General features: G+C 56.7%; 14 protein-coding genes. 5 read left to right on the top strand and 9 right to left on the bottom strand.

The genetic code is table 11. The annotated features are described in order from the left end of the window. Positions 1-19 precede the first annotated feature (19 nt). The 5 genes from OC597_RS06770 to OC597_RS06750 all read right to left on the bottom strand — a co-directional run bounded on the left by OC597_RS06770 (position 20) and on the right by OC597_RS06750 (position 4,916). Positions 20-1,420, bottom strand: a complete 1,401-nt coding sequence (locus tag OC597_RS06770; protein ID WP_099064754.1) for an amino acid permease — start codon at positions 1,418-1,420, stop codon at positions 20-22. A 16-nt stretch (positions 1,421-1,436) separates the two neighbouring features. Next, on the bottom strand, positions 1,437-2,624 hold the full coding sequence (locus tag OC597_RS06765) for an amino acid aminotransferase (protein WP_262208126.1): 1,188 nt from the start codon (positions 2,622-2,624) through the stop codon (positions 1,437-1,439). A 61-nt stretch (positions 2,625-2,685) separates the two neighbouring features. Then, positions 2,686-3,057: a RidA family protein gene (locus OC597_RS06760; RefSeq protein ID WP_085117432.1), complete on the bottom strand. Its 372-nt coding sequence runs from the start codon at positions 3,055-3,057 to the stop codon at positions 2,686-2,688. A 3-nt stretch (positions 3,058-3,060) separates the two neighbouring features. Further along, positions 3,061-3,855 carry an alpha/beta hydrolase gene (locus tag OC597_RS06755; protein WP_261424314.1) on the bottom strand — a complete coding sequence of 265 codons (795 nt, stop codon included), beginning with the start codon at positions 3,853-3,855 and terminating at the stop codon, positions 3,061-3,063. 155 nt (positions 3,856-4,010) lie between these two features. Then, positions 4,011-4,916 carry a LysR family transcriptional regulator gene (locus OC597_RS06750; protein ID WP_262208124.1) on the bottom strand — a complete coding sequence of 302 codons (906 nt, stop codon included), beginning with the start codon at positions 4,914-4,916 and terminating at the stop codon, positions 4,011-4,013. A 98-nt stretch (positions 4,917-5,014) separates the two neighbouring features. On the opposite strand from OC597_RS06750, the gene OC597_RS06745 reads away from it, so the two are divergent. Further along, positions 5,015-5,632: a glutathione S-transferase gene (locus OC597_RS06745; RefSeq protein ID WP_262208122.1), complete on the top strand. Its 618-nt coding sequence runs from the start codon at positions 5,015-5,017 to the stop codon at positions 5,630-5,632. 5 nt (positions 5,633-5,637) lie between these two features. After that, positions 5,638-6,552, top strand: coding sequence for a pyridoxamine 5'-phosphate oxidase family protein (locus OC597_RS06740; RefSeq protein WP_262208121.1), 915 nt, complete (start codon positions 5,638-5,640; stop codon positions 6,550-6,552). 35 nt (positions 6,553-6,587) lie between these two features. Here the strand turns inward: OC597_RS06740 and OC597_RS06735 are convergent, their stop codons facing one another. Then, positions 6,588-6,797, bottom strand: coding sequence for a glycogen synthesis protein (locus OC597_RS06735; RefSeq protein ID WP_261284902.1), 210 nt, complete (start codon positions 6,795-6,797; stop codon positions 6,588-6,590). Positions 6,798-7,014: 217 nt separating this feature from the next. Between OC597_RS06735 and gabD the strand changes: the two genes are divergently transcribed. Then, complete coding sequence (gabD, locus tag OC597_RS06730) at positions 7,015-8,490, top strand: NADP-dependent succinate-semialdehyde dehydrogenase (RefSeq protein WP_262208119.1); 1,476 nt, start codon at positions 7,015-7,017, stop codon at positions 8,488-8,490. A 47-nt stretch (positions 8,491-8,537) separates the two neighbouring features. Here gabD and OC597_RS06725 read toward each other — a convergent pair whose 3' ends face one another. Beyond that, positions 8,538-9,065, bottom strand: a complete 528-nt coding sequence (locus tag OC597_RS06725; RefSeq protein ID WP_261256152.1) for a YagU family protein — start codon at positions 9,063-9,065, stop codon at positions 8,538-8,540. 143 nt (positions 9,066-9,208) lie between these two features. Here OC597_RS06725 and OC597_RS06720 point away from each other — a divergent pair, with 143 nt between their 5' ends. After that, a complete protein-coding gene (locus OC597_RS06720; RefSeq protein ID WP_261284904.1) occupies positions 9,209-9,577 on the top strand; it encodes a glyoxalase superfamily protein in 369 nt (122 codons plus the stop codon). A 27-nt stretch (positions 9,578-9,604) separates the two neighbouring features. On the opposite strand, the gene OC597_RS06715 is transcribed toward OC597_RS06720, so the two are convergent. Together OC597_RS06715 and OC597_RS06710 are read right to left on the bottom strand one after the other, a co-directional pair. Further along, positions 9,605-10,000: a (R)-mandelonitrile lyase gene (locus OC597_RS06715; RefSeq protein WP_085117480.1), complete on the bottom strand. Its 396-nt coding sequence runs from the start codon at positions 9,998-10,000 to the stop codon at positions 9,605-9,607. Positions 10,001-10,085: 85 nt separating this feature from the next. Next, positions 10,086-10,868 carry a carboxymuconolactone decarboxylase family protein gene (locus tag OC597_RS06710; protein ID WP_410071704.1) on the bottom strand — a complete coding sequence of 261 codons (783 nt, stop codon included), beginning with the start codon at positions 10,866-10,868 and terminating at the stop codon, positions 10,086-10,088. 169 nt (positions 10,869-11,037) lie between these two features. On the opposite strand from OC597_RS06710, the gene OC597_RS06705 reads away from it, so the two are divergent. Further along, positions 11,038-11,937: a LysR family transcriptional regulator gene (locus tag OC597_RS06705; RefSeq protein WP_261256149.1), complete on the top strand. Its 900-nt coding sequence runs from the start codon at positions 11,038-11,040 to the stop codon at positions 11,935-11,937. Positions 11,938-11,982: the final 45 nt, after the last annotated feature.

The following is an 11,982-nucleotide window of genomic DNA, read 5'->3' as shown; positions in this document are numbered from 1 at the left end:
ACATTTTTAGCGAACCACTTTATTCCACCCCCGAGGTTTCCATCGCGGCAGGCACCGGCTGATGGCGGCTATAGAAGAAGTAGATCGCCACCAACAGCAGGGTAAACGGAATGCCAAACCACAGCGTCATCTTGAAAAACTCGGTGAACGCCGTCGAGATCAACAATGCTGCCATCAAACCGGCACCGGCCAGCGTAGTGTACGGGAACCCCCACATGCGGAATTTCAGGTGGGTTTGGCGGTGCTGACGGCGGAAAAACAGGTGAGTGACAAAGATCATCAGCCAGGTGAAACAGGCGCCGTACACCGAGATCGACATCATCGCGGCAAAGGATTTCTCCGGATAAACCAGGCTCAACACAATCGACACCACAATGCCAATGCACGACATCGCCAGTGCGCTTACCGGGATGCCGCGTTTACTGACCCGCCCCAACGCAGCCGGTGCTTGCCCGGCGCGAGATAGCGAGAACATCATGCGAGTAGTGATATACAACTGGCTGTTCATCGCCGACAGCGCGGCCACCAGCACGATAAAGTTGAAGATACCGGCGGCGGCGGGCAAGTGGATCACGTTCATCGCCATCAGGAACGGGCTTTCGCCGGTACCGGACTGCCGCCAGGGAACGATCGCCAGCATCAGCGCAATCGACAGCATGTAGAAAATAAACAGCCGTAAAATGGTGCCCTTGAAGGCGGTTTTAACCGCAATCACCGGGTTTTTGGCTTCACCGGCGGCCACCGCGATCATCTCAATGCTCAGGTAGCTGAAAATCGACACGATCACCGCGAACCACATACCCTTGACGCCAAACGGGAAGAAGCCACCGTTGGCAGTAAAGTTGTGAATACCGAAGGCCGGGTTAGCAGAAAACAGCAGAATACCGATACCAATGGCGATAAAGGCCGCGATGGCAACCACCTTGATAGTCGACAACGCATACTCCACCTGGCCGAAGGACTTGACGCCAATCACGTTGATGAAAATCACCGCGGCGGAGAACAGCAGCACCCACGGCCAAATCGGCGTGGTCGGGAACCAGAACTGCATATACATACCGATGGCGGTCACCTCGGTACCCACCGCCAATACTACGCAGGACCAGTAAGAGTAACGCACCAAAAAACCGAATAGCGGGCTGATGTAAAACTCGGCATAGTCACCGAAAGAGCCCGGCGTTGGGTGCTCGGAAGTCATCTCCGCCAGGCATCCCATCAGCAACAGCGCCACCACGCCGCCGATAAAATAGCTCAACAGGACGCTGGGGCCAGCCATCTGAATGGCATAGGCACTGCCGAGAAACAGTCCGGTCCCAATCGCCCCACCGATTGCCAGCATCGTCATCTGCCCGGCGGTAAGCTGTTTCTTCAACCCACCCTGCCGTCGCGCTATCTCTTCAAAACCTTTCATCTGTTTCATGGCAGTCCTACCTTATTCACGCAGTACGGGTGACATCCAGGATGGCGGCAGTAACGTAGTCGACATTATTTTGATTCAGGCCAGGCAGACACATGCGGCCGGGGGCCACCAGATAGATGGCGTAATCTTGCCGCAGCCGCTCGAGCTGTTGTGGGTTCAGTCCGGTGTAACTGAACATGCCCTTCTGGTCGCTAATGCGACGGTAGTCCAACGGCGAACCGCCCTTTTCCAGCCCGTTAGCCAGGACTTGACGCATCTGTTTGATACGTTGACGCATGCCGGCCAGTTCGCTTTCCCACTGCTGCCGCAAGCCGGCGTCTGCCAACAGGGTTTCCACAATCTGGCTGCCGTGGGTCGGCGGGCAGGAGTAGCTGCGGCGGATCAATGTTTTCAACGCACCTTTGACGTTTACCGCACTCTCCGGGTTGGCGCCGCGTACCGAAAGCCCACCCAGTCGCTGGCCATATAACGCGACATTTTTCGAAAACGAATTGGCGACCAAAAATTCCACATCGGTTTTCAGCGCCTCACGCAGTACGAAACAGTCCTCGTCCAAACCGTCGCCAAAGCCCTGATAGGCGATATCGAACAGCGGCAGCAGGCGACGACGCTGGACCACCTCAAGGATGGCACGCCACTGTGCCTGGCTGAGATCGGTACCGGTCGGGTTATGACAGCAAGGGTGCAGCAGCACTACGCTGCCTTCCGGCAGGTTGTCCAGCGTATCCAGCATGGCGTCAAATCGCAGACCGCCGCTGGCCTCATCAAAATACGGATAGGTATGGACGTTCAGCCCGGCGCCTTCAAAGATCGCCCAATGGTTGGCCCAGGTCGGATCAGACACCCAGATGTCACGGCGGGACAGGTAGTGATGGATAAAATCGGCTGCCAGCTTCAGGGCACCGGAACCGCCGACGGTCTGTACCGTGCAAATGGACGGTAACGCCGCCGCGCCGAACAACAAAGTCTGTACCTGTTGAGCGAACAGTGCCGACCCTTCGATAGGCGGATAACCGTGCGGACGACGTTGCTCGAGCAACTGCCGCTCGGCCGCCTCAACTGCCTGCATCAGTGGGATCCGGCCCTGCTGATCGTAATAAAGACCAATACCCAGATTCACTTTCTGCGTATTTTCATCCTGTAAATAAGCTTCCATCAACGACATAATAGGATCGGCCGCCGAGCGGCCAATGTGATTAAACATAGCGATTCCTTAATTCATTATTTAATGAATTTGCAGGTGGGCGTTCTGGTTATATAAAGCTTTAGGCCGTGGCGCTGACGGTAATCTCTATTTTCATTCCCGGCACTACCAATTTATCAACGATCACCGTTGAACGATTGGGGTAAGGATAATTAAAGTATTTTTTGTAAATTTCATCGAGTAATTTAACGTCATTCACATCGGTGAGATAAATAATAACCTGCAAGACATTGTCGCTATGGCTATTTGCCGCTTTTAACGTCTGGGCCAGATTATCAAAGGTCAGGGTAATCTGCTTTTCCGGCGCGCCGGTTTCAATGCTGCCGTCGGGTCTGACCGGGCCATGGGCAGTGAATAACATACCGCCGCCTTTAGTTGCCCAGGAAAAGGGTTGGCCAATTTCCGGCAGGCCGGTATCGATGATGGTGCGCATGGTTTACTTCCCCGTAGTGGTTAACTGGCGGATCAGCGCTCCGCCTCTGGCGAACAGCGAATCCAGCACGTTGTAATGGTTGGCACCGTCGACCGCGACCAGGCTGACGGGCAGGTGTTTGGCTTTAAGCGCGGCATAATAGTGCTGCGACTGGCCAATCAGCTCCGGCAGCTCGGCATCACCGTAAAATAGCGTCATCGGTTTGATGCTTTCAGGGATATTTCGCACCGGACTCAATTGGGTCATTTGCCGTGGGGTCAGCTGTAATTGCCGGTTAACGTAGCTGGTTAACAAGGGCTCCAGTTCGAAAATACCGCTGATCGGTAACACCGCGTCGACCACCGCATGATGCTGCCAATAACTGGCCAAATGCCCACCGGCGGAATGGCCACACAGATATACCGGCGCAGACTTGTTCGGCGCAAGCCGTTGTTGAATGGCGCTCAGCGCCGCGCCGGTTTGCCGGCATATATCGTCCAGATTGGCCTGTGGTGCCAGCGTATATTCCAGCAACACCACGTCAAAACCCAATGACAAAGGCACGGCGGCAATAAAGGCAAAATCGTCCTTACTGCAAAATTGCCAATAGCCGCCGTGAATAAATATTAACGTGCCTTTGGGTTGGCCGTCAGAATATAACCAATCAAAAACTTCCCGGGGAGAATCGCCATAGGGAATATTGCGTTCGCTGCGAACTTGCTGATAAACGGCCTGACTGCGGGTTTGGAATGAGGTCAGGATTTGCTCCTCATTGTCCACCGTCGAGCCGTTATCGTAACTCCCCGCCAAAAGTTTCATATATTAAACTTCGTTTATTATTTAAGATATGCGTTAACTATTAGCACCGGGAATAATATTGTCAAGAAGGGAACAACAGCAATGCGTGCAGGGTAATATAATTCTTTTCTGCGGCGCAATAAGTTTAACCAGTGAAACTTATTGCGCCTTAATGACTATTTTAGTCCCGGCTGAATTTGCGCTAATTGACTTAATTCTTGCCAGGCATAATCCCAAAAGATCCTTACCTTTAGCGGCATGCGTTGGATGTTCTGCGCCACCAGTTGCACCGGCATTGGCAAAGGCTCAAACGCCGGGAGCAGGCGCACCAGCGTCCCCGCAGCCAAATCCTCTGCTACCTGATATGACAGCAGCCGAGCGATGCCCTTACCTGCTCGCGCCGCCAGCAGCTGGGTTTCGACTTCATTAAGCAGCAAGCGCGGTGTCAGCCTTACCCTGTCACCGTTCTCCTGCGGGCCAAAACGCCATTCACGCAACGACGCCCGCTGGGTGCCGACAATGGTGTCATGATCGGCCAGTTGCGCCGGTTGTTTTGGCTCGCCGCGCCGTGCCAGATAGGCCGGGCTGGCGACCGTCACCCGCGAGACCAGCCCCAACCGCCGCGCCACGCGGGAAGAGTCCTGCAAATGACCGATACGCACCGCCACGTCCAGCCCCTCGTCAATCAAATCCAGGTTGCGATCGTTGAGCACCATTTCAATTTGCATCTGCGGATAGAGATCGAGAAACGCCATCACCACCGGTGCCACGTGCTTGCGCCCGAACTGCACCGGCGAGGTGATACGCAGCAGGCCACTGAGCTGGGTATCCGCCGTGTCCAGCACCGCCGACTGGTATTCATGCAGCAACAGGTGCGCACGCTCCGCCAACCGCAGCCCGGCCTCGGTCGGAGCTAACCTCCGGGTGGTACGTTCAACCAGTCGGGCACCAAAACGCTGTTCCAGCGAGGCGATGGCCCGGGTCACTGCCGGGGCGGAACGCCGCAGTTTGCGACCGGCGGCGGCCAGACTGCCGTGCTGGATCACCGTCACAAAAATCTCCAGTTCGTCCAACCGATCCATAGACTGTTCCATAAAGTGAAATTATCAATTTCCAGATTGCCGGATTTCGCCTACTGACTGCAAGAGTATGCTAATGCAAATCCTTCAGGAGTATGAGCATGCAAAAGCTAAAACTGTACGGTACCCCGCTTTCCGGCCACGTCCACCGCGTGGCGTTGCTGTTGCGGATGCTCGAGTTGCCGTATGAATTTATCGAAGCGCCTGCCGAAGTGCGCCAAAGCGAAGCCTTTCTGGCGCTGAACCCTTTTGGTCAGATCCCGTTGCTGGTCGATGGTGAGCTGACGCTGGCCGACAGTAACGCCATTTTGGTGTATCTGGTCAAACGCTATGCGCCAGATAGCCACTGGCTACCCGAAGACCCAGCGGCGGCGGCCCAGGTGCAAGCATGGCTGTCCAAGGCGGCGGGAGAAGTCCGCTATGGGCCGGCTTCCGCTCGTTTGATCGCCCAGTTTGGGGTGGCGGAGGATTATCAGGCCGCGCTGGCGATAAGCGCCCGCTTCTTGCCGCAGCTGGAGCAACATCTGACCGACCGTTCGTTTCTGGCAACGCAACAGGCCACCATTGGCGATCTGGCCTGCTACAGCTATGTGGCGGTAGTTCCGGAAGGGGGCATTTCGCTGGCACCCTACCCGGCAATCCAACGTTGGGTGGCACGCATCGCGGCACTGCCTGGCTTCTTTGCCATGCCGTCGCTGCCGTACCCCACCGGGAGGTAAATCCGATGATCCCGCAGATATTCCACCCCGATGAACTGCGTGCCCAGACCCTGGCCGGATTTGACCAGGTCGGCGGCGGTATTTTCCCCAACATGCCCGACCAGCACCGCAAATTTTTCGAGGCACTGCCTTACCTGTTTGTCGCCACGCTGGACGAGCAAGGCTGGCCGGTAGCGACCCTGTTCAGCGGCCCGCCCGGATTTTTGCGCACGCCGGACAGCACACACCTGCGTATCAGCACGCCCCGCCGTAGCGATGATCCGGCACAGGCAGCCTTGCAATCCGGCAAGCCGGTGGGAGCATTGGGGCTGGACTTCAGCAATCGGCGGCGTAACCGTGCCAACGGTGTGATCGGGCGTACCGACAAAAATCGCATTGAGATCGACGTCAGGCAAAGCTTTGGCAACTGTCCGCAGTATATTCAGCGGCGCGAGCTGTACCCGGCCCCCGCCAACCCCACACCGATTGAGCATCTCACTACGCTGGATGCGGCGGCGCAGGCGTTGATTCGCAACGCGGATACCTGTTTCGTCGCCAGTGCTGCCCATACCCAGTTGGCGCAAGGCGGCGTGGATATTTCGCACCGGGGCGGAAAACCGGGGTTTATCCATTTGCAGGGCAACAGCCTGTGGATACCGGATTTTCGCGGTAACCGTTATATGAATACCCTGGGTAACTTGCTGGCGGAGCCGCGTGCGGCGTTGCTGTTTATTGATTTTGAAAACGGGAGTATTTTGCACCTGCAGGGGGAAACGCAGATCCTCTGGCAAGCGGAGGTGGGTCAAGGGGTGGCGGGTGCGGAACGTTACTGGCGCTTCGATATACACAGCGCATGGCGCTTTTCACAGACCCTGCCGTGGCGCGGCCGCAATCTTGAGTTCTCCCCGGCAACGCTGAACACCGGCGTGTGGACAGTATAAAAAACCCCGCGTTGGCGGGGTCAGTTGATTGGGTTTTATACGCTGTGTTCCACCGTGGTGGCCGCCTGATAAAGCTGGCGGAAATAGCTCAGGCGTTCAAAGAACAAGCGGCTTTGGGACTCCGACATATTGCCGGCCACTTTGCCTGCGTCAACCTCCCTTCCCTGCCATTCCATCAGCGCAATGCTCGACGCCAGAAAATCCATTTCACCGCCATAAAGATGTCTGTCCACTGATTTCATCATTTGCACACTCCTTTTAATCGCATCGAAAAGGGTCATATGCCTGCTGACTTCAGTATCGTCCCGACTGCGGGCGTTTTTTGTACAGAAGGTGCTCATGGCAGCAAATTGATTTGTTGCCATGGATCGGACAAATCAAGGCGGAAAAGTTTGCTAGGGTAAAGGGGTGCCGTTTGGGATAGGTCACCCTCTGTTGAATTCTGAAAAAGGAAGATAACCGATGAGCAATCACTTCTCTGCCACCCTCAAAGACCCTGCGTTGTTCCGCGAGGCCAACTACATCAATGGGCAATGGCTGCCGATCAAAGGCGACCAGAGCATCAAAGTCCACAATCCCGCCACCGGCGAGTTGGTCGGCCAGGTACCAGCCTTGGGTAGCAAAGAAACCGCCCAGGCGATTGCCGCCGCCAAGCAAGCCCAGCCGGCCTGGCGTGCACTGACCGCCAAAGAGCGCGCCGGCAAACTGCGCCGCCTGTTCGAGTTGATGATGGAAAACCAGGACGATCTGGCGCTGATCATGACCGCAGAACAGGGCAAACCACTGGCTGAAAGCCGGGGTGAGATTGCCTACGCGGCGTCCTTTATCGAGTGGTTTGCCGAAGAAGGCAAACGTGTCTACGGCGATACCATTCCGCAACCCCAGGCCGGTCGGCGCATCATCGTGCAAAAAGAGCCGATTGGGGTTTTCGCCGCCATTACGCCGTGGAATTTCCCGGCGGCAATGATCACCCGCAAAGCCGGCCCCGGCTGGGCGGCGGGCTGCACCGGGGTGATCCGCCCCGCCAGCCAGACGCCGTTCTCAGCATTGGCGCTCGCCGTGCTGGCCGAGCGGGCGGGCTTACCAGCCGGTGTTTGCAACGTGATTACCGGCCCGAGCCAGGCCATAGGCGCAGAACTGACCGCCAACCCGGACGTACGCAAGCTGTCGTTTACCGGCAGCACCGAGGTGGGCGCGCAACTGCTGGCGCAATGTGCCCCGACCATCAAAAAGACCAGTATGGAACTGGGCGGCAATGCGCCGTTTATCGTGTTTGACGATGCCGATCTGGACGCCGCGGTGATCGGTGCCGTGGCCTCCAAATACCGCAACGCGGGCCAGACCTGCGTGTGCACCAACCGTTTTCTGGTACAGGACGGCATCTACGACGCCTTTGCCGAAAAGCTGAAAGCGGCGGTGGAGAAATTGAAAGTGGGCAACGGCCTGGACGACGGCGTGACTATCGGCCCGTTGATTAACCCGGCCGCGGTGGAAAAAGTCAGCGAGCATATCGCCGACGCGGTGCAACGCGGCGCATCAATTCTGCTGGGAGGCAAACCTCATGCCTTGGGCAATAACTTCTTCACGCCGACCATTCTGACCGACGTACCACGGCAGGCCAAAATCTTCCATGAGGAAACCTTTGGCCCGGTAGCGCCGCTGATCCGTTTCAACAGCGAAGCCGAAGCCATTGAGCTGGCCAATGATACGCCGTTTGGCCTGGCCTCGTACTTCTACAGCCGGGATATCGGCCGGGTGATGCGCGTCGCCGAAGCGCTGGAATATGGCATCGTCGGCATTAATGAAGGGCTAATCTCCACCGAGGTTGCCCCGTTCGGTGGGGTTAAAAACTCCGGGTTGGGCCGTGAAGGGTCGAAGTACGGTATCGAAGATTATCTTGAGATTAAGTACCTGTGCCTTGGCGGGCTCGGGAGCTAACCGCCAGGCCCCAGGAGACGGCCCGCGCTGCGCGGGCCGGTAAAGCGTTATTGGAATTCAGGATCGGGTTTGCCGGTGATGCGGTTGCGGATATCGCGGCGGAAGATTTCAATGGTCCACATCCACAGGATATGGCCCAACGTCTCGGAAAAAATCTCATCCGCCGGCAGATCCCAGGCCGGTGGCGCCCAACCACCTAACGGCAGCACCACGCCATGGAACATCAGCGTAACCAGCAGGCCGAACGCCACGCCTTGCCAGAGTTTTATTTTGGGGAAAATCTCCGCCAGGAAACAGTACGCCATGGCGAAAAAGATGGAAAACAGATGATGAACCCCGGCCACGCCCCAATTGACCGCATGTCCGGAATACTGATAGACCAGATCGCCGGTTTTGATGCCCAAATCGTTCAACATCTCCATGGGCGGAATGGCTCTGTCTGCCGTGCGCGGCGGCAACGGGTTTTCGGTGCCCCACTTCACAAAGCTGGCAACATTACCGCCGACAAAACCGGCGAACAGCGCCGCCCGATAGTTACGTACATTTTTCCTTGTCACTGCCAACCAATCGGCCATGTCATTCCCTTCCCTGTTATCAATAATGTGGTTGAATGATAAACCGCGACGCGCTGAACCGTCTGTAGCCGAAAAACGATTATCTATCGCGATGTCTCTGACATTATAGTGACTCTTCCGACAGTCGCTTAAATGAGGTCACAATGGAGTTCTCCCCCGCTATCCCCATTCTTCGCATCTTCTCGGTTGAAAAGGCCAAGGAGTTTTATCTGGATTTTCTCGGTTTCACGCTGGATTGGGAGCACCGCTTCAGCGAGGATTTGCCGCTGTACGCGCAGGTCACTCGCTCAGGCCTGACCTTGCACCTCAGCGAGCACCACGGTGACAGTACGCCGGGTTCTACGGTCTTCATTCCCACCCAGAACATCGACGCACTGCACCAGGAGCTGTCGGCCAAGCAGTATCGCTACGCCAGGCCGGGGGTTACCACTGTCGACTGGGGAAAAGAGCTGAACATTGCCGATCCCTTCGGTAATCGGCTGCGTTTTTGCCAGCAAATTGGCAACGCCTGACGTTCTAAGGCGTTAACCACGCAGGCATTACTTTTGGTACTGCGCGTCGCTGACCTGTTCCATCCAGTCCACCGGGCTGCCGTTCAATGACTCGGCGATAGCGATGTGAGTCATGGCGGTGTCCGGCGTCGCACCATGCCAGTGTTTGACGTCTTCCGGGATCCAGACAATATCGCCCTGGTTCATTTCCTGGATCTCATCGCCCCACACCTGGATCCAACCGCGCCCCTGGGTGACGATCAACGTCTGGCCAAGCGGATGGGTATGCCAGGCAGTACGGGCACCGGGCTCAAAGGTCACGGTAGCACCGCCCACGCGGGCCGGTTCGCTGCCGGCAAAAGGCGCATCAATCCGCACCTTACCGGTAAAATAGTCTTCTGGGCCCGGACGGGAAGGCTGGGAACCGCTGCGTTGAATTTTCACTTGTTTCTCCGTTTCGGCCAAAGCGACCGGGGCTAACATGGACAGAATAATTGTAGAGGCTGCGAGTAATTTCACCGGATAACTCCTAACGGGTGACGGAGGAGGCAGAGGAACGCTTGGCAAACACCTCTTTGGCCACCGGAACGGCGGACATGGCGTTGGGCCAACCGACATAGAACGCCAAATGAGCCATCACCTCGCCGGCCTGTTGCTGGGTCAGGCCGTTGTCCATTGCCTTGTTGAGATGGAAGGTGATTTGAGCCACCTGCCCGTTAGCCACCAACGCACTCACCGTGACCAAACTGCGATCGCGGGGTGCCAGTGCCGGCCGTAACCAAAGGTCGTGAAACAACACGTCGGTGGTATAGGCCACCAGCCCGGGGAATTGCTCACTGCCGACCGCGTTTTCCACCGCACTGACCCGTAACCCTTCCGCCACCTCGTCCAGCGGCAGCCGTTGGGGCTCTGCCGCAGGCAATTCGGCAGCGCTGATGCCACGCTGTTGATAAACCTCTCGCGCTGCCACCACCGCCGCCATGGCGTTGCCCCAACCGGTATAGAAAGCCAGATGGGTGATGATCTCCGACAGCTCGGCGGCGGTTACGCCATGGTCTAATGCCAGGTTAAATTGCTCAGCCATCAGCGCCGTTTGGTTGCGGGCGATGACTGCGGCGACGGTGATCACGCTGCGGTCGCGCGGTGAAAGCGCCGGACGCAACCAAAGATCGCCCTGTAAAGTGTCGCGTTGAAATTTCGCCAAGGCCGGTGAGACGCTTTTCAGCCGCTCTTCCGACTCCGGGGTTTCTGCCCCGGCGCTGCCGGATATCGCCATCGACAAAGAAAGGGCCGTTGCTGCAAAGTGATTCATTCATCTATCTCCCGATAATGGTGACGTGATAGGCAAAAGATAGCGTCACACCCGCATAAGGACTAGATAGTAAAATGCGCAAGGAGCTATGAACTGAATTCATTAATTGTCGGTGGTCGTGGTAAGCGGCTAGAATATCGCCATTATTCAGCCCTGCGGCGAGGCCGGGATGTTAAAAGAAAACTTTAACGATTTGATTTCGTTTCTGATGGTGGCGCGCGAACGCAGCTTTACCAAAGCGGCGGCGAAACTTGGCGTTTCCCAATCGGCGTTGAGCCATGCCATCAGGGGGCTGGAAGAACGGCTGGAGCTGCGTTTATTGACCCGCACCACCCGCAGCGTGGCACCTACCGAGGCCGGTGAAAGACTGTTAAACAGCATCGGTCCGCGCTTTGCCGAAATTGAAAATGAACTGGATGCCTTAAGTGAAATGCGGGAGCGACCGGCGGGTAATATCCGCATCACCGCCGGTGAACATGCCGTCGATTCGGTGCTGTGGCCGGTGTTGAAGTCATTTCTGGCGGACTACCCGGATATCAAGGTCGAAATCACGGTGGATAATATCCTGACCGACATTGTCGCCGGCCGTTTTGATGCCGGAATCCGTCTGGGTGAACAGGTCGCCAAGGACATGATTGCGGTGCGCATTGCGCCGGACATGCGCATGGTGCCCATCGCCTCCCCCGCCTATTTTGAACAATACGGCACGCCGAACACCCCGCAGGAATTGCAAAACCATCGCTGCATCAACATGCGCTTACCGACCATGGGCGGTCTCTACGCCTGGGAGTTTGAAAAAGACGGCCGCGAGATCAAGGTGCGCGTCGAGGGTCAGCTAACCTTTAACAGCCTGCGCCAACGCATTGACGCAGCGCTGCTGGGCTTTGGTGTCGCCTTTGTCCCGGAAGATACCGTCACCCAGGAGCTGGCCGACGGCCGTTTAGTGCAGGTGCTTGACGAATGGTGTCCGCGCTTCCCCGGCTATTACCTCTATTATCCCAGCCGCAGGCAGCACACCACCGCCTTCGCGCTGTTTGTTGAAGCATTGCGCTACCCGCGTCAAACCTGAACGGTTGCGTCACACTCATAAAACCAACAAATAATCGAAAAAACA

This window comes from Serratia proteamaculans (genome assembly GCF_946227095.1).
In the GTDB taxonomy this organism is placed as follows: Bacteria; Pseudomonadota; Gammaproteobacteria; order Enterobacterales; family Enterobacteriaceae; genus Serratia; species Serratia proteamaculans_E.
Note: the sequence above shows the minus strand (reverse complement) of the source record. Positions and strands in the feature narration are given on the sequence as shown.